Origin of the sequence: Limimaricola hongkongensis DSM 17492 (assembly GCF_000600975.2) — a bacterium.
Classification (GTDB): Bacteria; Pseudomonadota; Alphaproteobacteria; order Rhodobacterales; family Rhodobacteraceae; genus Limimaricola; species Limimaricola hongkongensis.
On sequence record NZ_KK088653.1, the window covers coordinates 333,616 to 356,364 of the forward strand.

The 22,749-nt window shown below is 68.1% G+C and carries 24 protein-coding genes and 2 tRNA genes; 20 read left to right on the plus strand and 6 right to left on the minus strand.

Annotation, left to right across the window (positions count from 1 at the left end):
- Positions 1-37: 37 nt before the first annotated feature.
- The 3 genes from trpB to LOKHON_RS12100 all read left to right on the plus strand — a co-directional run bounded on the left by trpB (position 38) and on the right by LOKHON_RS12100 (position 2,589).
- Entirely contained in the window at positions 38-1,264 is a 1,227-nt protein-coding gene (trpB, locus tag LOKHON_RS12090) for a tryptophan synthase subunit beta (RefSeq protein WP_017929707.1), read from the plus strand.
- A gap of 95 nt (positions 1,265-1,359) precedes the next feature.
- A complete protein-coding gene (locus LOKHON_RS12095; protein ID WP_017929708.1) occupies positions 1,360-1,776 on the plus strand; it encodes a hypothetical protein in 417 nt (138 codons plus the stop codon).
- Between the two features lie 183 nt (positions 1,777-1,959).
- Complete coding sequence (locus tag LOKHON_RS12100; RefSeq protein WP_162561800.1) at positions 1,960-2,589, plus strand: DUF7282 domain-containing protein; 630 nt, start codon at positions 1,960-1,962, stop codon at positions 2,587-2,589.
- Between the two features lie 63 nt (positions 2,590-2,652).
- Here the strand turns inward: LOKHON_RS12100 and LOKHON_RS12105 are convergent, their stop codons facing one another.
- The 4 genes from LOKHON_RS12105 to LOKHON_RS12120 form a co-directional block, all read right to left on the minus strand.
- Positions 2,653-3,024 (minus strand): DUF2237 family protein, encoded by a 372-nt coding sequence (locus LOKHON_RS12105; RefSeq protein WP_017929710.1) that lies wholly within the window; start codon positions 3,022-3,024, stop codon positions 2,653-2,655.
- Between the two features lie 41 nt (positions 3,025-3,065).
- On the minus strand, positions 3,066-4,112 hold the full coding sequence (locus LOKHON_RS12110) for a DUF2332 domain-containing protein (RefSeq protein WP_017929711.1): 1,047 nt from the start codon (positions 4,110-4,112) through the stop codon (positions 3,066-3,068).
- Positions 4,109-4,822 carry an aminoacyl-tRNA hydrolase gene (gene pth, locus LOKHON_RS12115; protein WP_017929712.1) on the minus strand — a complete coding sequence of 238 codons (714 nt, stop codon included), beginning with the start codon at positions 4,820-4,822 and terminating at the stop codon, positions 4,109-4,111. Before pth ends, LOKHON_RS12110 begins: the two co-directional genes overlap by 4 nt.
- Before the next feature lie 98 nt (positions 4,823-4,920).
- Positions 4,921-5,565 carry a 50S ribosomal protein L25/general stress protein Ctc gene (locus LOKHON_RS12120; protein WP_017929713.1) on the minus strand — a complete coding sequence of 215 codons (645 nt, stop codon included), beginning with the start codon at positions 5,563-5,565 and terminating at the stop codon, positions 4,921-4,923.
- A 182-nt stretch (positions 5,566-5,747) separates the two neighbouring features.
- Between LOKHON_RS12120 and LOKHON_RS12125 the strand changes: the two genes are divergently transcribed.
- The 3 genes from LOKHON_RS12125 (at position 5,748) to LOKHON_RS12135 (ending at position 10,899) form a co-directional block, all read left to right on the plus strand.
- Entirely contained in the window at positions 5,748-6,911 is a 1,164-nt protein-coding gene (locus tag LOKHON_RS12125) for an MFS transporter (protein ID WP_033315686.1), read from the plus strand.
- Positions 6,912-7,051: 140 nt separating this feature from the next.
- Entirely contained in the window at positions 7,052-8,848 is a 1,797-nt protein-coding gene (locus LOKHON_RS12130) for an ABC transporter transmembrane domain-containing protein (protein WP_017929715.1), read from the plus strand.
- 143 nt (positions 8,849-8,991) lie between these two features.
- A complete protein-coding gene (locus LOKHON_RS12135) occupies positions 8,992-10,899 on the plus strand; it encodes an acyl-CoA synthetase (protein ID WP_017929716.1) in 1,908 nt (635 codons plus the stop codon).
- A 198-nt stretch (positions 10,900-11,097) separates the two neighbouring features.
- Here the strand turns inward: LOKHON_RS12135 and LOKHON_RS12140 are convergent.
- A tRNA-Thr gene (locus LOKHON_RS12140) sits at positions 11,098-11,172 on the minus strand.
- A gap of 162 nt (positions 11,173-11,334) precedes the next feature.
- On the opposite strand from LOKHON_RS12140, the gene LOKHON_RS16305 reads away from it, so the two are divergent.
- From LOKHON_RS16305 to LOKHON_RS12170, 7 genes are read left to right on the plus strand one after another with little or no spacing between them, the layout of a single operon-like run.
- The gene (locus LOKHON_RS16305; protein WP_017929717.1) at positions 11,335-11,490 is read left to right on the plus strand and encodes a hypothetical protein; all 156 of its coding nucleotides are present in this window, start codon (positions 11,335-11,337) and stop codon (positions 11,488-11,490) included.
- Between the two features lie 5 nt (positions 11,491-11,495).
- On the plus strand, positions 11,496-12,761 hold the full coding sequence (gene murA, locus LOKHON_RS12145; protein WP_017929718.1) for a UDP-N-acetylglucosamine 1-carboxyvinyltransferase: 1,266 nt from the start codon (positions 11,496-11,498) through the stop codon (positions 12,759-12,761).
- Positions 12,758-13,231, plus strand: a complete 474-nt coding sequence (locus LOKHON_RS12150; RefSeq protein WP_017929719.1) for a DUF2948 family protein — start codon at positions 12,758-12,760, stop codon at positions 13,229-13,231. The genes murA and LOKHON_RS12150 overlap by 4 nt, the downstream gene beginning before the upstream one ends.
- Positions 13,228-13,725: a GNAT family N-acetyltransferase gene (locus tag LOKHON_RS12155; RefSeq protein ID WP_017929720.1), complete on the plus strand. Its 498-nt coding sequence runs from the start codon at positions 13,228-13,230 to the stop codon at positions 13,723-13,725. Before LOKHON_RS12150 ends, LOKHON_RS12155 begins: the two co-directional genes overlap by 4 nt.
- A gap of 46 nt (positions 13,726-13,771) precedes the next feature.
- The gene (gene hisD / locus LOKHON_RS12160; protein WP_017929721.1) at positions 13,772-15,082 is read left to right on the plus strand and encodes a histidinol dehydrogenase; all 1,311 of its coding nucleotides are present in this window, start codon (positions 13,772-13,774) and stop codon (positions 15,080-15,082) included.
- On the plus strand, positions 15,079-15,543 hold the full coding sequence (locus LOKHON_RS12165) for a UPF0262 family protein (protein ID WP_017929722.1): 465 nt from the start codon (positions 15,079-15,081) through the stop codon (positions 15,541-15,543). Before hisD ends, LOKHON_RS12165 begins: the two co-directional genes overlap by 4 nt.
- 1 nt (position 15,544) lies before the next feature.
- Positions 15,545-16,015: an arsenate-mycothiol transferase ArsC gene (locus LOKHON_RS12170; protein ID WP_017929723.1), complete on the plus strand. Its 471-nt coding sequence runs from the start codon at positions 15,545-15,547 to the stop codon at positions 16,013-16,015.
- Between the two features lie 91 nt (positions 16,016-16,106).
- On the opposite strand, the gene LOKHON_RS16205 is transcribed toward LOKHON_RS12170, so the two are convergent.
- Positions 16,107-17,702 carry a PRC-barrel domain-containing protein gene (locus LOKHON_RS16205; protein WP_017929724.1) on the minus strand — a complete coding sequence of 532 codons (1,596 nt, stop codon included), beginning with the start codon at positions 17,700-17,702 and terminating at the stop codon, positions 16,107-16,109.
- A 237-nt stretch (positions 17,703-17,939) separates the two neighbouring features.
- Between LOKHON_RS16205 and infA the strand changes: the two genes are divergently transcribed.
- The 7 genes from infA to LOKHON_RS12210 all read left to right on the plus strand — a co-directional run bounded on the left by infA (position 17,940) and on the right by LOKHON_RS12210 (position 22,741).
- Positions 17,940-18,158 (plus strand): translation initiation factor IF-1, encoded by a 219-nt coding sequence (gene infA / locus LOKHON_RS12180; protein WP_013384801.1) that lies wholly within the window; start codon positions 17,940-17,942, stop codon positions 18,156-18,158.
- A gap of 8 nt (positions 18,159-18,166) precedes the next feature.
- Complete coding sequence (locus tag LOKHON_RS12185) at positions 18,167-18,772, plus strand: Maf family protein (RefSeq protein WP_017929725.1); 606 nt, start codon at positions 18,167-18,169, stop codon at positions 18,770-18,772.
- Positions 18,769-19,806, plus strand: coding sequence for a ribonuclease E/G (locus LOKHON_RS12190; protein WP_017929726.1), 1,038 nt, complete (start codon positions 18,769-18,771; stop codon positions 19,804-19,806). Before LOKHON_RS12185 ends, LOKHON_RS12190 begins: the two co-directional genes overlap by 4 nt.
- The gene (locus LOKHON_RS12195) at positions 19,806-20,000 is read left to right on the plus strand and encodes a DNA gyrase inhibitor YacG (RefSeq protein WP_017929727.1); all 195 of its coding nucleotides are present in this window, start codon (positions 19,806-19,808) and stop codon (positions 19,998-20,000) included. The genes LOKHON_RS12190 and LOKHON_RS12195 overlap by 1 nt, the downstream gene beginning before the upstream one ends.
- Before the next feature lie 95 nt (positions 20,001-20,095).
- Positions 20,096-20,170: transfer RNA gene (locus LOKHON_RS12200), tRNA-Phe, on the plus strand.
- A gap of 205 nt (positions 20,171-20,375) precedes the next feature.
- Entirely contained in the window at positions 20,376-21,800 is a 1,425-nt protein-coding gene (locus tag LOKHON_RS12205; protein WP_017929728.1) for a circularly permuted type 2 ATP-grasp protein, read from the plus strand.
- Positions 21,797-22,741, plus strand: coding sequence for an alpha-E domain-containing protein (locus tag LOKHON_RS12210; RefSeq protein WP_017929729.1), 945 nt, complete (start codon positions 21,797-21,799; stop codon positions 22,739-22,741). The genes LOKHON_RS12205 and LOKHON_RS12210 overlap by 4 nt, the downstream gene beginning before the upstream one ends.
- Positions 22,742-22,749: the final 8 nt, after the last annotated feature.

Here is a 22,749-nt window from a genome sequence, read left to right on the forward strand (position 1 = left end):
GGGTAGTCCGGGAGCCGAACGCGAGGAGGCCCAGCACATGGCGGACGATCTCATCAACAGCTTCATGGCCGGACCCGACGAGGGTGGCCGGTTCGGCGAATTCGGCGGGCGCTTCGTCTCCGAGACGCTGATGCCGCTGATCCTGTCGCTCGAGGCCGAATACGACAAGGCCAAGACCGACGACAGCTTCTGGGCCGAGATGAACGATCTGTGGACCCATTACGTCGGCCGTCCGAGCCCGCTCTACTTCGCCGAAAGGCTGACCGAGCACCTGGGCGGCGCGAAGATCTATCTCAAGCGCGACGAGCTGAACCACACCGGCGCGCACAAGATCAACAACGTGCTGGGGCAGATCATCCTCGCCCGCCGCATGGGCAAGACCCGCATCATCGCCGAGACCGGTGCCGGGCAGCACGGCGTTGCCACCGCGACCGTCTGCGCCAAGTTCGGCCTGAAATGCGTGGTCTACATGGGCGCGCATGACGTGGAGCGTCAGGCGCCCAACGTGTTCCGCATGCGGCTTCTGGGCGCCGAGGTTGTGCCGGTGACCTCCGGTCGCGGCACGCTCAAGGACGCGATGAACGATGCGCTGCGCGACTGGGTCACCAATGTGCGCGATACCTTCTATTGCATCGGCACCGTGGCCGGCCCGCATCCCTACCCGGCGATGGTCCGCGACTTTCAGTCGATCATCGGCAAGGAGGTGCGCGACCAGATGCACGACGCCGAGGGCCGTCTGCCCGACACGCTGATCGCCGCCATCGGCGGTGGCTCCAACGCGATGGGGCTGTTCTTTCCGTTCCTCGACGACCGCGACGTGAACATCATCGGCGTCGAGGCGGGCGGCAAGGGCGTCTCCGACAAGATGGAGCATTGCGCCTCGCTGATCGGGGGGCGTCCCGGCGTGCTGCACGGCAACAAGACCTACCTGCTGCAGGACGATGACGGGCAGATCCTCGAAGGCCATTCGATCTCGGCGGGTCTCGATTATCCCGGCATCGGCCCCGAGCACGCCTGGCTGCACGAGATCGGCCGCGCGAAATACGTCTCGATCACCGACATGGAGGCGCTTGAGGCGTTCAAACTGTCCTGCGCGCTCGAAGGCATCATCCCGGCGCTGGAGCCGTCCCACGCCCTGGCGCATGTGATGAAGATCGCGCCCGAGCTGCCCGCGGATCACCTGCTGGTGATGAACATGTGCGGGCGCGGCGACAAGGACATCTTCACCGTGGCCAGGCATCTCGGCGTCGACATCACGACCTGATCGTCTTGTCCTCACGTTTATGTGATCGCTTGCCCCTGAACAGAGTTGTCAGGCGGCACGTTGGATGGCGAACTCACAATTCGAGAGGACACGACATGCTGAACAAAATGACCGCGACCCTCGCCACCACCGCCTTCGTTCTCGGTGCCTCGACCGCCGTGGCCCAGAGCATTCCCTTTGCCGAGGTCGACACCGACAGCGACATGATGCTCTCCAACGAAGAGCTGGTCGCGGCCTTCGGTGAAGACGGCGCCGCGATCCTGATGGCGGATGATGCGGATGGCGACGGCATGTTGAGCGTTCAGGAAATCCGCGTGGCGACCGACATGGGCGCATCGGACATGGACGAGACGCTGGACCCCGAGGACCGCGCCGAATCCGATGACAGCGACGACCCGGATTACCGCGACGAGGACGAGGATCCGATCCAGCCCAACGACACCGAGACCGAGGGCTTCCTCGAGGAAGGTGAAGACACGATGGGCGAAGGCGACGAGGATGACGGCCAGTAAGGGTCAGTAAGACCCTTTCCTGATCATGGCGAAGGGCCGGTCGGACAGATGTCCGGCCGGCCCTTTTCGCGTCTGCGGGTCGGGGGCGGGCCGATAACGACGCTCACACGTCCATGTGTTGAAGTGTAACGAACCTGAATGATGTCCGCGTGTTGCCCTCCCGAACTCATATCGGAGACTGACATGCTGAAGAGCTTTACCACTGCTGCCGCCCTGACCGCTCTCATGGCCGGTGGCGCCATGGCGCAGGACGAGATGATGATCGACGCCGATGACACCGCGATGCGCATGGCCGTGGCGGAGGGCCAGACCACCGTGACCTTCCCGCGCATCGCAACCCGCCAGAACGGCTATATCGTGCTGCATGAAGTGGCTGACGGCGCGCCGGTCGTGCCCGAATCGATCGGCCACGCGATGGTCATGGCGGGCGAGAACACCGATGTCACCGTGACGATCCCCGAGGCGCTGCCGGCTGGGACCGAGCTGGTCGCGATGCTGCACACCGAGAGCAACGGCAACGGCATCTATGATTTCGGGCCCGGCATGACCGATGTCGATACGCCGGTTCTGGCCAATGGCGCACCGGTGACGGCGATGTTCACGGTGCCCGAGGGGCTGATGGTGCAGACCGCCGAGGCGACGTCGCCCGCGGTGGCCGATCCCGAGGCACGGGCGGAATCGGATGATGATGACGATCCCGATTACCGTGACGACAACGAAGACCCGATCCAGCCCAACGACCTCGATACCGAGGGCTTCCTCGAGGAAGGTGAGGACACCGGTGGCGCTGGCGACGAGGATGACGGCCAGTAAGCGATCCTTGCATGACCCGTTTTCGGCCCCGGTCGGTTTCGCACCGCCCGGGGCCGTTTCGTGTCAGCGATGCGCATGCGCTTCGAGAACCTCGAGCGGAACGATGTCGAGCGCGCGGGCATGCGTCGCATCCAGATGCACCCGCGGCGCGCAGCCTTCGTCATGCGCCTGCAGGAACCGGCCCGCGCACAGGCACCAGCGATCCCCCGGTTTCAGCCCGGCAAAGCCGAATTCCGGGCGCGGCGTGCTCAGATCGTTGCCGACATATTTCGAATAGGCGAGAAACTCCGCCGTCATCACCGCGCAGACGGTATGGCTGCCCGCATCCTCGGCGCAGGTGTTGCAATGCCCGTCGCGAAAGAACCCGGTCAGCGGTTCGGTCGAGCAGGACGCGAGATCGCCGCCCAGAACGTTGCGTTTGTCATCCATCTCCATGCCGTTCTCCGTCGGTTGTCGCGCAGCGCTCGGTCTGCCGGTCAGGTCAGGCGGTCGGGGCCGGTCCAGCGCAGCCAGCGGCCGTGAAAATCGATCCGGCCAAGCGTGAGGTCAAGATCCCCGGGCCAGAGTCGCAACCCGATCCGTGCGCCGGGCGTGCCGGAATCGGCCTCCATCGACAGCCATGCGAGCGGCGCGTCCTCGCTTGCGCGCGCCCCGGCGGCTTCGATCAGGGCGCGGCCGCGCGACTGGCTTTCGGGCGGAAAATACTGCCAGGCGATCGAATGGAACAGAAGGTGCAGATGGCCGGGCAGGGGCGTGGCAAGGCGGGCTTCGAGCCAGTCGATCGCATCGCCCCGGTCGACGATGCCCGGCGCGCGCAGCGCCATCGCGGCGCGGGTGCGCGCGATGCGGTCTGGCTGATCGGGCCAGAGATAGGCGGTGAGGCGCAGCGCATCTTCGGCCCGCGCGGGGTCGAGCGGTGCCAGATCGACGCCACGCCGCTCCGCGACGGTGATGTCGGCTGCGGGCGGGCAGGCCCCCTCCCAGTCCGGGCGCAGCGGAACGCCGCTGTCGGCCGGGCCGTAACTGTGCCCGCAGGCCTGCAGGGCGAAATTGTCGAAGCCGAGGTTCAGCCCGCCGCTCGCGCCCAGTTCCGACAGGCGGATCGGCAGGCCGAACCGCTGCACGACCAGATGCGCCCCGGCGATGAGCGCCGCGGCGCGCCGCACCTCGTTTGTCTGCGGCGGGCTTTGGATCCAGTCGAGCAGGAACGTCTCGTGCCGCGAAACCGCTGCTTGGACCGCGCCGAGCAGGTCGGTATCGGAGACCGTGCGGGGCGGGTAGGCGGCGGCGAGATCCGCATCCCGTTCCTGCAGCACCAGCGCGTGCAACCCGCCCGCGAAACGCAGTGGCAGGGCCGCGCCGCGCGGTCCGATATCGCCGGGCCATTCGTCGAGACGGCGCGCCACGGCGCCTCTGAGCGGCCAGTGCGCGGCCATGATCGCCATCAGCCGCGCCATGAAGGGCGAGCCCAGCGCCGCGCAATGCCGTGACTGGTCGGCCAGCGCCGCGCGCATCCGGTTCACCTGAAGCGGTCCGCGAGCTTTTGCAGGGGCGAGCGGTCGTCGGTGGGCGCCGGTTCGGAAGCGGCGGGCGCGGGTTTCGCCGGTGCGGGGGCGGGCCGGGCCGTGGCGCCATCGCCGCCCTTGCTGCCGCCGCCCGAGCGGGGCGGGGTCAGCCGGAGCGCCACGGCATTGAGAAAGCGCGCCGCATCGCCCGCCGCCAGCGCCGCCGCGCCGTCGGACACGCCGCGCAGCATGTCGTCGAGCCAGGCCTCGTCGGCCTTCGGAAAATCCTTGAGCACATAGCCCGGCACCGCGTCCTTGTGGCCCGGATGGCCCACGCCCATGCGCACCCGGTCGTAATGCGGTCCCAGATGCTGGTGGATCGAGCGCAGCCCGTTATGGCCCGCATGCCCGCCGCCGGCCTTGGTCTTGATCCGGCCCGGCGCGAGATCGATCTCGTCGTGAAAGACGGTGATGTCGGTGCTGTCGATCTTGTGAAAGCGCGCGGCCTCGCCGACCGACTGGCCCGACAGGTTCATGAAGGTGGCCGGTTTCAGGAGCAGCACCTTTTCGGTGCCGAGCCGGCCTTCGGCGACCTCGCCCTGAAACTTCGCGCGCCATGGCGAGAACCCGTGATCGGCAGCGATCCGGTCCACGGCCATGAAGCCGATATTGTGACGGTTCTGGGCGTATTTGCCGCCCGGGTTTCCAAGTCCGACGAAGAGTTTCATGACGCGCAGCCTAGCGCGCGGCCCCGGTGGGGGCCAGTGGCGCAAACGCAAAACGGGGCCCCGAAGGGCCCCGTTTCACCGTCCGGTCGCAATGGCGATCAGCCGTCGTTCTGCTCGGTCGCCTCGACCTCGTCGGCGGCGGCCTCATCGGCCTCCTCGGCGGCGGCGGCCAGCTTCGAGGGCGCCGAGATGTTGGCGATCACGAAGTTGCGGTCGATGGTCGGCTTGGCGCCCTTGGGCAGCTCGACGTCGTTGATGTGGATCACGTCGCCGATTTCCTTGCCGGTCAGGTCGACGACGATCTGCTCGGGGATCTCGCCGGCGAGCACGTTCAGCTCGACCTCGGGGCGCACCACGGTGAGCACGCCGCCCTTCTTGATGCCGGGCGCTTCCTTGTGGTTCTCGAACTCGACATGGATGAACAGGCTGATCCGCGTGGTGCGGCGCAGGCGCAGCAGGTCCACATGGGTCGGCAGGTCCTTGACCACGTCGCGCTGCACCGAGCGGGCGATGACGCGGACGTCGTCCTGGCCTTCGACCTTGAGGTTGAACAGCGTCGACAGGAAACGGCCCGCCTTCAGCTTCTTGATCAGCGCGTTGTAGGGCAGGTTGATGGGGAGCGGATCGGCGCCGCCGCCATACACGATGCCCGGAACGAGGTTCTCGCGACGTGCCTGACGAGCGGCCCCCTTGCCTGTCCCCGTGCGTGCCGTGGCGACGAGATCCGGAATCTCTTTGGCCATTGGTAAGTCCTTTCAGGTGATGGGCCATCCTCCAAGGGTGTATGGCCCGATTCAGAACCTGTGCCCTTAGCGCCGAATCCCCCGTTTGGAAAGGCCGCATGGGCAGAAAATGGCGCATCGGCGGCACGCCTGCGGGCCGTGTCTCTGGACTGTGCGCGCGGGGCGTGTCACGCCCTTGGTCCATGTCCATTCGTTCCGCCATCGCCCTGACCCGCGCGCCGGGAGCCGCCTTCGTCGTGATGGGGCTCTACTGGGGTGTCTTCGCGGCGCATGTGCCGGTGTTCCGCGCCCGGCTCGGCGTCGATGACGCGCTGTTCGGCACGCTGCTTCTGGGCTCCTCGCTCGGGCTTCTGACCACGATGTGGCTGGCGCCGCGCCTGGACCGCGCGCTTGGCCGGGCGGCGCTGCCGGTGGCGGCGGGGCTTCTGGCGCTGGCCTGGATCGCGCCGGCGCTGGCAACGGCGCCCATCGCCTTCGCGATCGGCATGGTCGGGGTCGGCATGGCGTCGGGGATCTGCGACGTGGTGATGAACGCGCGGGTCAGCCAGATCGAGGCGCAGTCGGGCCGCTCCTTGATGAATGCCAATCACGGGCTGTTCTCGCTGGCCTACGGCCTCGCCGCGCTGGCCTCTGGCATAACCCGCGAGGCGGGGCTGCCGATGGTGATGGTGTTCGGCGCGATGGGCGTGCTGACATCGATGTTGATACCGCTCCTGTCGCGCGCCCCGGCCCCGGTCGAGGCGCCGGACGAGACCACGGCGGCCCGGCGGTTGCCGCTCTGGCCGGTGGTGCTGTGCGGCGTGGTGGTGATGATCGCCTTTCTGAGCGAGGCCACGGTCGAAAGCTGGTCGGCGCTGCATATCGAACGGACGCTGGGCGGCGGGGCGGCGCAGGGCGCGCTGGGCCCGGCGCTGCTGGGAGTGACGATGACGCTGGGCCGTTTCGGCGGTCAGGCGATCTCCGAGCGGTTCAGCGAGACGGCGGTGATCCGCATGGCGGCGATGGTGTCGGCGTTGGGGACGGCGATCGCGGCGATGGCGCCGGTGCCGATGGTGGCCTATCTGGGTTTCGCGATCACCGGGCTCGGCATTTCGGTGATCGGTCCCATGGGGCTGGCGCTGGCGGGCCGGATGGTCGCGCCGCACCAGCGGTCGCAGGCGATCGCCCGGGTCGCGGTCATCGCCTTTTGCGCCTTTCTCGTGGCGCCGGTGCTGATGGGGGGGCTGTCAGAGGTCTTCGGATTGCGCGCGGCCTTCGGCGCCGTTGCGGCGCTCTTGCTGCTGATCCTGCCGCCGGTCATGGCGCTGCGCCGCCGTGCCGCCGCCCCGGCCGCCGTTCCGGCCTGATCCCCTTCACCATTCCCCAAATACGCATGCGCCCGGCCCATTGCGGGGGCGACATGCGACAAGGCGGCGTGACCGCGTTGCTTGTGGTGCCGGGATGCGGGGTCTAGACAGCCTTGGCAACGATCCAAGCGAGGCGCGCGATGGCCCGATCCCCCAAGACCAGTGACGAGGAGCGCGCGGGGTCGCGCGATATCGGGGCGCTGCGCGCGCTCTGGCCGTTCCTCGTGCCGTACAAGGGCATCATGACGCTGGCCGTCGCGGCGCTGGTGCTGACCGCCTGCGTGAGCCTCGTGCTGCCGCTCGCGGTGCGCCGGGTGGTCGACAATTTCGAGGTCGATGCGGGCGCGCTGCTCGATCGGTATTTCGTCGCGGCACTGGCGATCGCGGCGCTCTTGGCGCTGGGCACGGCGGCGCGTTACTATCTCGTCACCCGGCTCGGCGAGCGGGTGGTCACGGATATCCGCAAGGCCGTCTTCGCGCGCATGGTGGCGATGAGCCCGGCCTTCTACGAGCGGATCATGACCGGCGAGGTGCTGAGCCGGATCACCACCGACACCACCCTGATCCTGAGCGTCATCGGTTCATCGGCTTCCGTGGCGCTGCGCAATTTGCTGATTCTCGTGGGCGGCCTCGTGCTGCTGTTGCTGACATCGGCCAAGCTGACCGGTCTGGTGCTGTTGATCGTGCCCGCGATCATCGTGCCGATCGTGGTGCTGGGCCGGCGTCTGCGGGTGCTGTCGCGCCAGAACCAGGACTGGATCGCGGCCTCGTCTGGCAATGCGTCCGAGACGCTGTTGTCGGTGCAGACGGTGCAGGCCTACAGCCACGAGGCGCGCAGCCGCGCGCGGTTCGACGAGGTCACCGAGAAGAGCTTTGCCGCCGCGCGCCAGCGGATCGGCACGCGGGCGGTGATGACGGCGATCGTCATCTTCCTCATCTTCGCGGGCATCGTCGGGGTGCTGTGGATCGGCGCGCGCGACGTCAATGCGGGCGCGATGACGGTCGGTGCGCTGGTGCAGTTCGTCATCTACGCGGTGATGGTGGCGGGTGCCGTGGGCGCGCTGACCGAGATCTGGGGCGAGCTGCAGCGCGCGGCCGGCGCCACCGAGCGGCTGGTCGAGCTTCTGAACGCCGAAGACAGCCTGCGCGAACCCGGCGCGCCGCGTCTCGCGCCACAGGCGCGCGGCGAGATCACGTTCGAGGACGTCTCCTTTTCCTACCCGTCGCGGCCCGACGTCTCCGCGCTCGATCATGTCGGCGTCACCATCCGCCCCGGCGAGACGGTGGCGCTGGTCGGCCCTTCGGGGGCGGGCAAGACGACGATGATCCAGCTTCTGCTGCGCTTTTGGGATCCGGCGACGGGGCGCGTCCTGCTCGACGGGATCGATCTGCGCGACATGGCGCGGCCCGATTTCCGCCGCCAGATGGCGCTGGTGCCGCAGGACCCGGTGATCTTCGCCGACACGGCGCGCGAGAACATCCGCTTCGGGCGGCCCGACGCCAGCGACGCGGAGGTCGAGGCCGCGGCGCGCGCCGCGGCGGCGCATGACTTCCTGATGGCGCTGCCGCAAGGCTATGACAGCCAGGTTGGCGAGCGCGGCGTGATGCTGTCTGGCGGTCAGAAACAGCGCATCGCCATCGCCCGCGCGATTTTGCGCGATGCGCCGGTGCTGCTTCTGGACGAGGCGACGAGCGCGCTCGACGCCGAGAGCGAGCGGCTGGTGCAGCGCGCGGTCGACCGGCTGGCGAGGGGGCGCACGACGCTGATCGTGGCGCACCGGCTGGCCACGGTGAAGAAGGCCGACCGCATTCTCGTCTTCGATGGCGGGCGGATCGTGGCGCAGGGCAGCCATGACGATCTCGTGGCCGAGGACGGGCTTTATGCCCGGCTGGCGCGGCTGCAATTCACCGACGGGATGGTTCAGGCGGCGGAGTAGCCGCGCCGGCCGGGAAAATCCTTGCGCCGGGCGGAGCTTTCGCGGCGTCATGCTTGCGTGACGCGAAGGTCAGGCCCGATGCTCGTGTCAGGGATGGAGCCGCTTGGCGGCGGAAGATCGAAACCGACAGGGGAGGAACGGGAATGGGCTTTGCGGGCATGGTCGATCGCGCGGCGATCGAGGCCGAGGGCAATTGGGAGGCGCAGGGCCAGCCCCAGACGACCCATGGCCTGCTGGAGCGCACGGCGAAGGCCTTTCCAGAGCGCGCCGCGCTGAGCTTTCAGCTCTTGTCCGATCCCAAGGCCCCCGCCGAAACGCTCAGCTGGAGCGAGCTGCACGCGAAATCGGCGCAGACCGCGAACCTGCTGCGCGAGCTGGGCGTGGGCGAAACCGACGTGGTGGCGTTTTTGCTGCCGAACTGCTCCGAGGTGATCCTGAGCTATCTCGGCGGCCAGATCGCAGGCGTGGTCAACCCGATCAACCCGCTGCTGGATGCGGGCCAGATCGGCGCGATCCTGCGCCAGACCGGCGCCAAGGTGCTGATCACGCTCAAGGCGTTTCCCAAGACCGACGTGGCGCAGAAGGCTGCCGAGGCGGTGGCGCTCGCCCCCAATGTCGAAACGGTGCTCGAGGTCGACCTGCACCGCTACCTCACCGGCGTCAAAAGGCTGATCGTGCCGCTGATCCGGCCCAAGGTCGAGGTTCGCCACAAGGCCCGCGTGCTCGATTTCAACCGCGAGATCGCCAAGCGCCCGACCACGCTGGCCTTTGCCGACAGCCCCGGCGACCGCGTCGCAGCGCAATTTCACACCGGCGGCACCACCGGCATGCCCAAGGTGGCGCAGCACCGCTATTCGGGCATCGTCTACAATGGCTGGCTCGGCGCGCGGCTGATGTTCACGGACCGCGACAACATCATCTGCCCGCTGCCGATGTTCCACGTCTTTGCCGCCATCGTCATCATGGGCTCGTCCCTGGCGTCGGGCGCGCATGTGATTCTGCCGACGCCCGCCGGCTATCGCGGCGACGGGGTGTTCGACAATTTCTGGAAGCTGGTGGAGCGCTGGAACGTCACCTTCATGATCACGGTGCCGACCGCGATCTCGGCGCTGATGCAGCGCCCGGTCAATGCCGACATCTCGTCTCTCAGCCTTGCCTTCTCGGGCTCGGCGCCGCTGCCCGTGGAGCTGTACAAGCGCTTCGAGGAGGCGGCGGGCGTCACCATCTGCGAAGGCTACGGCCTGACCGAGGCGACCTGCCTGGTGTCGATCAACCCGCCCGAGGGCGAGAAGAAGGTGGGCTCGGTCGGCGTGCCGTTTCCCTATACGCAGGTGCGGATCATCCACCCCGACACCGGCGAGGATTGCGCCCCCGACACGGTGGGCGAGATCTGCGTGTCGAGCCCCGGCGTGTCGCGCGGGCAGACCTATACCGACACGGCCAAGAATGACGGGCTCTACTGGCCCGGCCCCGAGGATGAACGGCAGTTCCTGCGCACCGGCGATCTGGGCCGGATCGACGCGGATGGCTATGTCTGGATCACCGGGCGGGCCAAGGACCTGATCATCCGCGGCGGCCACAACATCGACCCCGCCGAAATCGAGGAGGCGCTGGCCGCGCATCCCGCCATCGCCTTTGCCGGCGCCATCGGTCAGCCCGATGCCCATGCGGGCGAGGTGCCTTGCGTCTATGTCGAGCTGGTCGAGGGGGCCGAGACGACCCGCGAGGCGCTGCTCGACTTCGCGCGCGACCACGTGCCCGAGCGCGCGGCGCGGCCGCGCCATCTCGAGATCCTGCCCGAGCTGCCGAAGACGGCGGTGGGCAAGATCTTCAAGCCGGCGCTGCGCAAGCTGGCGATCGCGCGCATCTATGACGAGGCGCTGGCGACGGCGGGGGTGGGGGCCGAGGTGGCCGAGGTGGTCGAGGACAGCCGCCGCGGACTGGTCGCCAAGATCCGTCGCACCGGCACCGCGACCGAGACCGATGTCGCCCGTGCGCTGAACGCCTTTACCCGGCCATGGGACTGGATCGGCGATTCCGAAGGCGCCTGAGAGGCAGGACGGTCCTGTCACCCTTCAGGGACCGCGCATGGCCGGTGCACGGCATCGGCCATGCGCGGTCCGGCCGCACGGTGCGGCGCGCCACCGCAAGCGCCGCGCGCCCGAACAGCAGGTCGGCGCGCGTCATCCCGCGAAAGCGGTCATGCAAGGCCGGATCCCTGCGGTTTGCGGTGATTGAAAGGGGTAAGATGGTGCTGCAGGAGAGGATTGAACTCTCGACCTCACCCTTACCAAGGGTGTGCTCTACCACTGAGCTACTGCAGCATCTCGTCTGGGCGGGCTTTTACCTGCCATGGCGGCGAGCGCAAGAGCTTTTTGCCGAGGTTGACGCTGCGGCGGGCAATCTCGGTGCGAAGACGCGTGTCCGGGGCGCGGGCCGGGCAAGGAACTGGACGGATCGGGGGGAGGACGCTATCTGCGAACCTCATGAAAACACCCCGTCAGGAGCCGCCCCGCGCGGCCGATCGCAACGACCGGCTCAAGGCCGCTCTCAAGGCCAACATCGCCCGCCGCAAGGCGCAGGCGCAGGCGCAGGCGCGCGCCGCCGACCCGCGGCCCGACGACGAACAAGAGAAAGAGTAGCAGGCATGGATTCGATCATCGTACGTGGCGGCGCCGAGCTGCGCGGACAGATTCCGATCGCGGGCGCCAAGAACGCCTGCCTCGCGCTGATGCCGGCCACGCTGCTGTCGGAGGAGCCGCTGACGCTCACCAACGCGCCGCGGCTGTCGGACATCCGCACCATGACGCAGCTTCTGGAATCGCTCGGGGCCGAGGTCTCGTCGATGCAGGGCGGCAAGGTGATCGCCATGTCGACCCATGACCTCGCCTCGACCCGCGCCGATTACGAGATCGTCCGCAAGATGCGCGCCTCCAACCTCGTGCTCGGCCCGCTGCTGGCGCGCGCCCACGAGGCGGAGGTGTCGCTGCCCGGCGGCTGCGCCATCGGCGCGCGCCCCATGGACATCCATATCGAGGCGCTGACCGCGCTGGGCGCCGAGATCGAGCTGCGCGACGGCTACCTGCACGCGGTGGCGCGCGGCGGGCTCAGGGGCGGACGCGTGGCGCTGCGCTTTGCCTCGGTGGGCGCGACCGAGAACGTGCTGATGGCCGCGACGCTGGCCAAGGGCAGCACGGTGATCGAGAACGCCGCGCGCGAGCCCGAGATCGTCGATCTCGCCCGCTGCCTGCGGGCGATGGGCGCGCAGATCGAGGGCGAGGGGACATCGACCATCGAGGTGCAAGGCGTGGACCGGCTCGGGGCGGCGACGCACCGCGTCGTCACCGACCGGATCGAGCTTGGCACCTACATGCTCGCCCCCGCCTTCACCGGCGGCGAGGTGGAGTGCCTGGGCGGCAAGCTGGAGCTGGTCGGCGCCTTCGTCGAAAAGCTGGATGCGGCGGGCATCGACGTGAGCGAGACCGAGGCCGGTCTGAAGGTCAAGCTGCGCGGCGAGCGGCCGCGCGCCATCGACGTGACGACCGAGCCGTTCCCCGGCTTTCCCACCGATCTTCAGGCGCAGATGATGGCGATGCTGTGCACCGCGCAGGGCACCTCGCGGCTGGAGGAGAAGATCTTCGAGAATCGCTTCATGCACGCGCCCGAGCTGGTGCGCATGGGGGCGCGGATCGAGGTGCAGGGCGGCCATGCCACGGTCACCGGCGTCGACAAGCTCAAGGGCGCGCAGGTGATGGCGACCGACCTGCGGGCTTCCGTGTCGCTGATCCTCGCCGGTCTCGCGGCCGAGGGCGAGACGGTGGTGAACCGGGTCTATCATCTCGACCGCGGTTACGAGCATGTCGAGGACAAGCTCGGCGCGGTCGGCGCAAAGATCGAGAGGGTGACGGCATGAGCGAGACGCGCGACGCGACATTCGAGGAGGGCGTGCAGCGCCCGCTGCGGCTCAAGGCGCTCGATGGTGACGACGTGCAGGTGATCTCGGCGCTGGTGCAGGATTCGGTCCTGCCCGCCTCCGAGATGACCTGGAAGAAAAGCGACCGGCGTTTCGCGATGCTGCTCAACCGCTTTCGCTGGGAAGACCCTGCCACCACGCGCGAAGCCGAACGCGTGCAGGCGGTGCTGTGCATCGAGAACGTGATGGCGGTGCGCAGCCAGGGGCTCGATCCGCGCGAGCGTGACACCGTGTTGTCGGTCCTCGCGATGGTCTTTTCGCCCGGCGAGGACGGGGCCGGGACGCTGCGGCTCATTCTTGCCGGGGATGGCGAGATCGAGATCGAGATCGAGGCGCTGGAAGTGATCCTGCGCGACGTGACGCGGCCTTACGGTGCGCCGTCGGGCAAGGCGCCGAAGCACCCCGAATGACGATCCGCCCGCTCGGTCCCGATGATCTCGCCGCCTGGCGCGCGATCCGGGCCGAGGGGCTCGGGCTGTTTCCCGAGGCCTATCTGACCACGCTCGAAGAGGAGCTGCGTCAGAGCGATGCCGAGGTCGCGCAGAGGCTGGAGCAGCGGCTGCTTCTGGGGGCGTTCGATGCGGATCGGCTGGTCGGGACCGCCGGGCTCGATCCGGTCGGGCAACAGGCCGCGGTGGCGCACCGCGTCGCGCTCACCGCGTTCTATGTCAGCCCCGATCACCACGGCACCGGCACCGCCGCGCGGCTGATGCGCGCCGCGATCGCGAAGGCCACGCAGGCGGGTTTCCTGCAGGCCGAACTCTACGTCGCCGCCGACAACCCGCGCGCCATCCGTTTCTATGAACGCGAAGGCTTCGTGCGTCATGGCGTGTCGCCGCGCGCGGCGCGGGTGGCGGGGCGTTTCATGGATGACCTGTTCTACGTGCGGCAACTGGACGGTTGAGCAGGGGGGCGGGCAGGGCTATGCCCATGAGCCGAAGGAGACCGCCATGCCGCACCGCCTGTCCAGCACCGAGTCCGATTTCGAGGCCCGCTTTTCCGCGCTTTTGACCATGAAGCGCGAGGACAGCCCCGACGTGGACGACACCGTGGCCGCGATCATCGCCGATGTGCGCGCGCGCGGCGATCTCGCGCTGGCCGATTACACCGCGCGCTTCGACCGGCTGCAACTGCCGCCCGAGCGGCTGCGTTTTTCGCCCGAGGAGATCGAGGCCGAATGCGCCAAGGTCTCGGAAGAGGACCGCGCCGCGCTGGAGCTGGCCGCCGCGCGCATCCGCGCCTACCACGCGCGCCAGCTGCCCCGAGACGAGAGCTGGACCGACGAGACCGGCGCGATGCTCGGCTGGCGCTGGACACCGGTCTCGGCGGCGGGGCTCTACGTGCCCGGCGGGCTCGCCTCCTATCCCTCGTCGGTGCTGATGAACGCGGTCCCCGCCAAGGTCGCCGGGGTCGAGCGGCTCGCCGTGGTGGTGCCGACGCCGGACGGGATCGCCAACCCGCTGGTGCTGATGGCCTGCCGCATCGCGGGTGTGGACGAGATCTACCGCGTGGGCGGCGCACAGGCGATCGCGGCGCTGGCCTATGGCACCGAGACCATCGCGCCGGTGGACAAGATCACCGGGCCGGGCAACGCCTTCGTCGCCGCGGCCAAGCGCCGGGTCTTCGGTCGGGTCGGGATCGACATGATCGCCGGGCCGTCGGAAATTCTCGTGATCGCGGATGCCGACAACGATCCCGACTGGATCGCGCTCGACCTGATGAGCCAGGCCGAGCATGACGAAAGCGCGCAGTCGATCCTGATCACCGACGATGCCGCCTTTGGCGAGAGGGTCGCCGCCGCCGTCGAGGCGCGGCTGCAGACGCTGGAACGGCGCGCCATCGCCGGGGCGAGCTGGCGCGATTTCGGCGCCATCGTCACGGTGCGCGACATGGACGAAGCCGCCCGGCTGGCCGACCGGATCGCGCCCGAGCATCTCGAGCTGTGCGTGGCCGATCCCGAGGCGCTCTCTGCCAAGATCACCCATGCGGGCGCCATTTTCCTCGGGCACTGGACGCCGGAGGCGATCGGCGACTACATTTCGGGACCGAACCACGTCCTGCCCACGGCACGTTCGGCGCGGTTCTCCTCTGGGCTGTCGGTGATGGATTTCGTGAAACGCACCACTCTCGCCAAGATGACCCCCGCCTCGCTGGCCGCGATCGGCCCGGCGGGCGCGCGGCTGGCCCGGGCCGAGAGCCTCGAGGCGCACGGGCTGTCGCTGACGGCGCGGCTCGAAAAGCTGAACCGGGGCGAGCCGTGACCCGCATCGCCGAGATCCGGCTCGACGATGCGGGCCAGCCCGCGCCGACGCCCGAGATCGAGCAGGAGCGCCGGGTCGCCGTGTTCGATCTGCTGGAGGACAACAGCTTCTGCCTGCCGGGGCGCGAGGCGGGGCCCTATCACCTCGGTCTCGCGATCCGCGAAAAGCGGCTGGTCTTCGACGTGGCGAGCACCACGGGCGAACCGGCGGCGGAGTTCCATCTGTCGCTCGGGCCGTTCCGGCAGGTGGTGAAGGATTATTTCCAGATCTGCGAAAGTTATTACGACGCGGTCAAGACCATGCCGCCGAGCCAGATCGAAACCATCGACATGGCGCGGCGCGGCATCCACAACGAAGGCGCGCGGGTGCTGCAGGAGCGGCTCGAAGGCAAGGCCGAGGTCGATGTCGACACCGCCCGGCGGCTCTTCACCCTCATCTGCGTGCTGCATTTCGGGGCCTGAGATGGAGCTGGCCGCAACATCGCAGCCGCTCCCGCAATCGGTCCTGTTCTGCTGCGACCACAACGCCGTCCGCTCGCCCATGGCCGAGGGGATCATGAAGAAGTTCTACGGCACCGACTGCTACATCCAGTCGGTCGGCGTGAAGAACGATCTCGAGATCGACGGCTTCGCCATCGCGGTCTGCGCGGAAATCGGCGTGGAGCTGCACCGGCACCGTTCGCGCAGCTTCGACGAGATGCATGACTGGGGGGATGATCTGTCCTCCTTCGACCTGGTGCTGGCGCTGTCGCCCGCCAGCCAGCGCCGCGCGCTCGACCTGACGAGCGTCTATCACCTCGATGTGGAGTACTGGCCGGTGCTCGATCCGACCGGGCTGGGGGAGGGGCGCGAGGACCGGCTGCGCAGCTACCGCCAGACCCGCGACATGATCATCGAGCGGCTGATCGGCCGTTGGGGCCCGCCGCGCGGCTGAACCTGCGGTTCGTTCGCAGGTGCTTCGGGCACGGCGCAGACGAAAAAGGCCGCCCCGAGGGGCGGCCTTCTCGTTCAGGTCGGGACGGAGCTTACTGCTCGACTTCCTGCATCGATTCGAGCTCTTCCTCGGTAGCTTCGATGAAGACGCGCACTTCACCGGCGTCCGAGCGCAGAACGCTCATCTGGTCGAAGGGGATCGCGACCGGCTTTTCGCCGATGCCGAGGAAGCCGCCGACTTCGACGATCACTTCCTGGATCTGGCCGTTGTCGTCGACCATGATCTCGCCGATGTCGCCGATCCGCTCGTCATTGATGCCATAGACGGTCGAACCCTCGATGTCGGTCAGGGCGATCTCGTTGGCCGGGATCATCGCGAAGCCTTCACGCTCGACGGTCGGGCCGGCGCTTTCGATCATGGCTTCGTCGGCCATCTCGGCGGTTTCGGCCTCGACGTTCTCGATCTCGGCTTCGGCCTCTTCGACGGCGTTCTCGGTCGCGACCTCGGCTTCGGCGACTTCGCCTTCGATCTCGGCCTCGGCTTCGGCCATCTCGGATTCGACCTCTTCGACGGCGCCCTCGACGGCGGCTTCACCCTCGGCCATCTCGGATTCGATCTCGGCTTCCATCGCCTCGTCGGTGTCGATGGCGGCTTCGCTTTCCATCTCGGCTTCGGCTTCGGTGTTGTCCATCGCCGGGGCGGCTTCGCCTTCGCCCGCCTCGTTGAAGGTCACCACCGGCTCGCCGGTCTGCACCATTTCGATCTGCGGCTCACCGGCCTGGGTGAACTCGATCACCGGCTCGGCGCTCTCAAAACGGATGTTCGGCTGGGCGCGCTGGACCGAGACATTGGCGTTCTGGCCGTCGCGGGTCTCTTCGTAGGTCACGGTCGGTTCGACCGTGGTGAGCTGCACCTCGGCGTCTTCGACGGTGCGCGGCTCGCCCACCGCTTCGCCGGTGGCATAGGTTTCGCCGGTGGCGCGGTCGGTCACCTGCACGCCGCCCTCGGAGCCTTCGGGCGCCCGCTGCAGCTCAAGATCCACCTTGGGACGCGACTGGGTCACCGACACGATCGGATCGGCCTGGCGCACTTCGACCTGCGGCTGGGTGTTGGCCACGTCGACGCCCGGCTCGGGCATGGTGATGATGATCTCGGGCGCCGGTTGCTCGATGCGGATCGTCGGCTGCGGCATGTCCATGGAAATGGTCGCCGGGGCCTGACGGATCACGATCTCGGCCTGGCCTTCGTTCACGGTCACGTCAGGCTGCGCGTTGGAAACCATCACGTCGGTCTGGCCGCTTTCGACGGCGACCGTCGGCTTTTCCTGCTCGAGGAACACCATGCCCTCGATCACCACCTCGTCCTCGAGCCGCACGGTCGCGGTCTCGGTCTCCGCCAGCTCGGCCTCTGCCTCGGCATCGGCTTCGGCGGTTTCGCCGTCCACCGCGACGAGCTTTTCCAGCTCGACGAAGACGACGGCGCATTCCGCGTCGTTTTCGGCTGCGACCAGGGTGTTGATCTCGTCGGCGTTCATGCCGGCCTCGGCGGGCACGCCGTCGGCCATCTGCTCGGTGAGCAGCAGTTCGAGGTCGGAGCAGGTGGCATCGGTCGTCTGCGCCTGGGCGCCCGCTGCCAGCGGCAGGGTCAGCGCCGTGGAAAGCAGCAGCTGTTTCATCCGCATGGTCATGGAATGTCTCCCGTGGTTGTGCTTCGCTTTGGCCACACAACGGCGTGCCCGCCGGGTCGTTCCCCTGCTTCGGCACGAAATTTTGATTGCGCCCGCCGCCATCCCGCGAGAAGATCGGGCCAAAGCCGCACGGCCAAGGCCGGATCGCGGCTTGTTTGCACTTGAAACTCGGGGCCTGAAAGCGCATCTACTCCGCATGGCCCGCGAGTTTCGCGGGTACCACTGGACGGAGAGACCATGGCCAAGGAAGAACTGCTCGAATTTCCCGGTGTCGTGAAGGAACTCCTGCCGAATGCGACGTTCAGGGTCGAGCTGGAAAACGGCCATGAGATCATCGCGCACACGGCGGGCAAACTTCGCAAGAACCGGATCCGCGTCCTCGCCGGCGACAAGGTGCAGGTCGAGATGACGCCCTATGATCTGACCAAGGGTCGGATCAACTACCGCTTCCGCTGATTCCAGCGATGAGCGCGCTGCCGCCCGAGACCGGGCTGAGGCTGATCCTCGGCTCGGCCTCGCCGCGCCGCCGCGACCTGTTGGCGCAGATCGGCCTCGTGCCCTCCGACACCCGCCCCCCCGACATCGACGAGACGCCCGCCCGCGGAGAGCTGCCGCGCGCCTATGCGCGCCGCATCGCCGACCAGAAGGCGCGCGCCGTGCCGCTGGACGAGGGCGAGGTGCTGCTTTGCGCCGACACCACTGTCGCGCTTGGGCGCCGCATCATGGGCAAGCCCGTGGACGCCGCCGAGGCCGCGCGGTTCCTGCATCTGCTGTCGGGGCGGCGTCACACCGTCATCACCGCCGTCGCGGTGCGGCGGGGCGACCGGATCTGGGCCCGCGAGGTCGAAACGGCGGTCAGGATGAAGCGGCTGTCGAACCCCGAGGTCAACGCCTATCTCGCCACAGGCGATTGGCAGGGCAAGGCCGGGGGATACGCCATCCAGGGGCCTGCCGGGGCTTTCATCCCATGGATCAACGGCTCGTTCACCGGTGTCGTCGGCCTGCCTTTGTCGGAGACCGCCGGGCTGCTGACGGCGGCCGGATATCCCGTGCATGGAGAAATGCAATGAAGGGACGCCGCATCGTCCTCGACCACATCGGCCACCGCGAGGCCGCCGCGCTCATGGTCGACGGACAGCTCGATGACCTGCTGATCGAGGAGGGTGACGCGCCGCGTCCTGGCGCGATCTACCGCGCGATCTGCGACCGGCCCCTGAAGGGGCAGGGCGGCATGATGGTGCGCCTGCCCGAAGGCGGTACCGGGTTCTTGCGTCAGGGCAAGGGGCTGCGCCCCGGACAGCCGCTGCTGACGCAGGTCACCGGCATCGCCGAGGACGGCAAGGCCGTGCCGCTGACCGACCGGGTGCTGTTCAAGAGCCGCTACGCCATCGTCACGCCGGGCGCGCCGGGGCTCAACGTGTCACGCCGCATCGCCGAGGAAGAGGAGCGCGCCCGCCTGCGCATTCTCGCCGAGGAGGGCATGGAGGGCGCGCCCGAGGGATTCGGCCTGATCCTGCGCTCGGTCTGCGAGGGCGCCTCCGAGGACGACATCGTCGAGGACATCGCCGCGATGCGGGCGCTGGCCGAGGCGGTGCACGAGGATGCCGATGGCACGGAGCCCGAGGCGTTGACCGAAGGCGACGGGCCGCATCTTCTGGCATGGCGCGACTGGAGCGCCGATGACGTCGTGACCGAACCCGGCGGTTTCGAGCGCGAGGGCGTGCTCGACCAGGTCGAAGCGCTCAAGAGCGCGCGCGTCGCGACCGGCGAAGGGTCGATCTTTGTCGAACCCACCCGTGCGCTGGTCGCCATCGACGTCAACACCGGCGGCGACACCACGCCCGCCGCCGCGCTCAAGGCCAATCTCGCCGCCGCCCGCGCGCTGCCGCGTGCGCTGCGCCTGCGGGGCCTGGGCGGGCAGGTCGTGGTCGATTTCGCGCCGATGTCCAAGGCGCATCGCAAGCAATTGGAGCAATCCCTGCGCGCCTCGTTCCGCAACGATCCGGTCGAGACCTCGCTCGTCGGCTGGAGCCAGATGGGGCTGTTCGAGCTGCAGCGCAAGCGCGAGCGCCCCGGTCTTGTGCGGCTTCTGGGGCGGCTGTGATGGCCTGCCCGATCTGCGGCAAGGAGACGGTGCAGGCCTATCGCCCGTTCTGTTCCAAGCGCTGCGCCGATGTCGATCTCGCGCGCTGGCTGGGCGGCGGCTATGCCGTGCCGTCGCAGGACCCCGACGATGCCGAAGAGGCGCGCGAAGCGGCCGCGAAGGCGGCCGAAAAGGGGGTGCCCCGGCGGCATTGAGGCAGGTTGGATTTTTCCTGCGAAATCCTCTGGACACCCCCCCGCGCCTCGCCTAGAAGGCCCACACCCGATGAGGGCGACGCCTTCATCCCCGTGCCCGGGTAGCTCAGGGGTAGAGCAGTGGATTGAAAATCCTCGTGTCGGTGGTTCGATTCCGCCCCCGGGCACCATTAGATTCCATGCGTTCAAACCGTGACAGCGAAGACGTCTTGTGGACGCGCCGCGATGCTACCGATGGGGTCCGCTGACACTTGTGTTTGCAGCTCGGCGAGCATTCTTGATGTGGGGTCCGATGCCGTCTGGCGGGTAAGCTCAAGCCAAGATCGGTCTCGTAAAGTGTTTGGCTGAGCGAATATCCGTCGTAGGGTCAACCGCATGAACGATTCTGCGATCTTTGACGAGATGTGGGGCCACGGCGAGACCCCGCGCGCGCCATATGCCGACATCGACGGCTGGTTCAACCAAGAAGACCCGGCGCGGCTGCGCCGCAAGGCGCGCGAGGCCGAGGCGCTGTTCCGGCTGACCGGCATCACCTTCAACGTCTATGGCGACAAGGCCGCGGGCGAGCGGCTGATCCCCTTCGACATCGTGCCGCGGGTGATCGCCGGGCGTGAATGGGAACGGCTCTCACGCGGCATCGAGCAGCGGGTCCGGGCGATCAACGCCTTTTTGCACGACATCTACCACCGGCAGGAGATCCTGCGCGCGGGCCGCGTGCCTGTCGAGGCGATCGCCCGCAACGCCGCCTTCCTGCCCGAGATGATCGGCGTCGACCCGCCCGGTGGCGTCTATACCCACATCGTGGGCACCGACCTCGTGCGCACCGGCGAGGACGAGTTCTACGTGCTCGAGGACAATGCCCGCACGCCCTCGGGCGTGAGCTACATGCTCGAGAACCGCGAGACCATGCTCGCCATGTTCCCCGAGCTCTTCATGAAGACCCGGGTGCGGCAGGTGTCGTCCTACCCAGCGATGCTGCACCGCTCGCTCTGCGCCTCGGCGCCGACCCATGCCAACGGCAAGCCGGTGGTCGCGGTGCTGACGCCGGGCAGCTACAACTCGGCCTATTACGAGCACAGCTTTCTCGCTGACAAGATGGGGGTGCAGCTCGTCGAAGGCCACGACCTGCGCGTGGTGGACGGGCGCGTGGCCATGCGAACGACGCAGGGCTACCAGCCGATCGACGTGCTCTACCGCCGGGTCGACGACGACTGGATCGACCCGCTCAACTTCAACCCCGACAGCGCGCTCGGCGTACCCGGGATCATGGATGTCTACCGCGCCGGCGGGCTGACCTTGGCCAACGCCCCCGGCACCGGCATCGCCGACGACAAGGCGATCTATTCCTACATGCCCGAGATCGTCGAGTTCTATACCGGCGAGAAGGCGATCCTGAAGAACGTTCCTACATGGCGCTGCGCCGAGCGCGAGGCGCTGGCCTACGTTCTCGACAACCTGCCCGAGCTGGTGGTCAAGGAGGTGCACGGCTCGGGCGGCTACGGCATGCTGATCGGGCCAACCGCCTCCAAGAAGGAACTCGCCGCCTTCCGCCAGAAGCTCAAGGCGCGGCCCGGCAATTACATCGCCCAGCCGACGCTGTCGCTCTCGACCGTGCCGATCTTCACCCGCGCCGGTCTCGCGCCGCGCCATGTCGACCTGAGGCCCTTCGTGCTGGTTTCGCCCGAGGGGGTGACGATCACCCCGGGCGGGCTGACACGGGTGGCGCTGAAGAAGGGGTCTTTGGTGGTCAATTCCAGCCAGGGCGGCGGCACCAAGGACACCTGGGTGCTCGAGGAATGACGACGCTGGGCAAGACCGCGGGCGGGCTCTACTGGATGTTCCGCTACCTCGAGCGTTCGGAGAACACCGCGCGGATGGTGGATGTGGGCCAGCGCATCGCGCTGACCCGCTCGTCGGATGACGACGAATGGGCCAGCGTGCTGCAGGCCGCCGGCACCTATGAGGGCTACCTCGCCAAGCACGGCGAGGTCACCCGCGACCACGCGATCGACTGGATGCTGCGCGACGCCGACAACCCTTCCTCGGTGCTGTCGGTGGTTTCGACCGCGCGCGACAACGCGCGGGTGGTGCGCACCGCGCTGACCCGCGAGGTCTGGGAGGCGGTGAACGAGGCCTACATCACGCTGAAGGGGGCCATGGCGCGGCGGATCGGCGACCGCGAACTGCAGGACGTGCTGCGACTGGTGCGCCAGCGCGCCGCCTTCGTCCGCGGCGCGACCCACGGCACCATGCTGCGCAACGACGTCTACGACTTCTGCCGGCTCGGTATGTTCACCGAGCGCGCCGACTGCACGGCGCGGATCCTCGACGTGAAGTATTTCGTGCTGCTGCCCGCGGCCGCGGCGGTGGGCTCGCGGCTCGACGACATTCAGTGGGAGACGATCCTGCGCTCGGTCTCGGGCGTCGGCGCCTACCGCATGCGCTTTGGCCAGCAGCTGCGCCCGCGCGAGGTTGCCGACTTTCTGATCCACGATCGCACCATGCCGCGCAGCCTTGCCTTCTGCGCCCGCAAGCTGCGCGAGAACCTCGACTATCTCGCCGAGGATTACGGCGCGCGGATGCATTCGCACGAGGTGGTCGCCGACATGAATGACAAGAAGCTGGCGCAGCCGATCGACGAGATCTTCCAGTCCGGGCTGCACGAGTTCCTGGTCGATTTCCAAGGATGCATCGCATCGCTCAGCAGCCAGATCGAGATCGACTACAGGTTCTACCGCTGATGCCCGCG

Bases quoted from the DNA above. Each gene is read 5' to 3' on its own strand.
- LOKHON_RS12130 (WP_017929715.1), top strand. From the start codon at position 7,052: ATGGCCCGATCCCCCAAGACCAGTGACGAGGAGCGCGCGGGGTCGCGC.
- LOKHON_RS12195 (WP_017929727.1), top strand. From the start codon at position 19,806: ATGGCCTGCCCGATCTGCGGCAAGGAGACGGTGCAGGCCTATCGCCCG.
- LOKHON_RS16205 (WP_017929724.1), bottom strand. From the start codon at position 17,702: ATGACCATGCGGATGAAACAGCTGCTGCTTTCCACGGCGCTGACCCTG.
- murA (WP_017929718.1), top strand. From the start codon at position 11,496: ATGGATTCGATCATCGTACGTGGCGGCGCCGAGCTGCGCGGACAGATT.
- trpB (WP_017929707.1), top strand. From the start codon at position 38: ATGGCGGACGATCTCATCAACAGCTTCATGGCCGGACCCGACGAGGGT.
- LOKHON_RS12120 (WP_017929713.1), bottom strand. From the start codon at position 5,565: ATGGCCAAAGAGATTCCGGATCTCGTCGCCACGGCACGCACGGGGACA.
- infA (WP_013384801.1), top strand. From the start codon at position 17,940: ATGGCCAAGGAAGAACTGCTCGAATTTCCCGGTGTCGTGAAGGAACTC.
- LOKHON_RS12185 (WP_017929725.1), top strand. From the start codon at position 18,167: ATGAGCGCGCTGCCGCCCGAGACCGGGCTGAGGCTGATCCTCGGCTCG.
- LOKHON_RS12155 (WP_017929720.1), top strand. From the start codon at position 13,228: ATGACGATCCGCCCGCTCGGTCCCGATGATCTCGCCGCCTGGCGCGCG.
- LOKHON_RS12125 (WP_033315686.1), top strand. From the start codon at position 5,748: ATGTCCATTCGTTCCGCCATCGCCCTGACCCGCGCGCCGGGAGCCGCC.
- LOKHON_RS12100 (WP_162561800.1), top strand. From the start codon at position 1,960: ATGCTGAAGAGCTTTACCACTGCTGCCGCCCTGACCGCTCTCATGGCC.
- LOKHON_RS16305 (WP_017929717.1), top strand. From the start codon at position 11,335: ATGAAAACACCCCGTCAGGAGCCGCCCCGCGCGGCCGATCGCAACGAC.
- LOKHON_RS12105 (WP_017929710.1), bottom strand. From the start codon at position 3,024: ATGGAGATGGATGACAAACGCAACGTTCTGGGCGGCGATCTCGCGTCC.
- LOKHON_RS12135 (WP_017929716.1), top strand. From the start codon at position 8,992: ATGGGCTTTGCGGGCATGGTCGATCGCGCGGCGATCGAGGCCGAGGGC.
- LOKHON_RS12095 (WP_017929708.1), top strand. From the start codon at position 1,360: ATGCTGAACAAAATGACCGCGACCCTCGCCACCACCGCCTTCGTTCTC.
- pth (WP_017929712.1), bottom strand. From the start codon at position 4,822: ATGAAACTCTTCGTCGGACTTGGAAACCCGGGCGGCAAATACGCCCAG.
- LOKHON_RS12190 (WP_017929726.1), top strand. From the start codon at position 18,769: ATGAAGGGACGCCGCATCGTCCTCGACCACATCGGCCACCGCGAGGCC.
- LOKHON_RS12170 (WP_017929723.1), top strand. From the start codon at position 15,545: ATGGAGCTGGCCGCAACATCGCAGCCGCTCCCGCAATCGGTCCTGTTC.
- hisD (WP_017929721.1), top strand. From the start codon at position 13,772: ATGCCGCACCGCCTGTCCAGCACCGAGTCCGATTTCGAGGCCCGCTTT.
- LOKHON_RS12210 (WP_017929729.1), top strand. From the start codon at position 21,797: ATGACGACGCTGGGCAAGACCGCGGGCGGGCTCTACTGGATGTTCCGC.
- LOKHON_RS12150 (WP_017929719.1), top strand. From the start codon at position 12,758: ATGAGCGAGACGCGCGACGCGACATTCGAGGAGGGCGTGCAGCGCCCG.
- LOKHON_RS12205 (WP_017929728.1), top strand. From the start codon at position 20,376: ATGAACGATTCTGCGATCTTTGACGAGATGTGGGGCCACGGCGAGACC.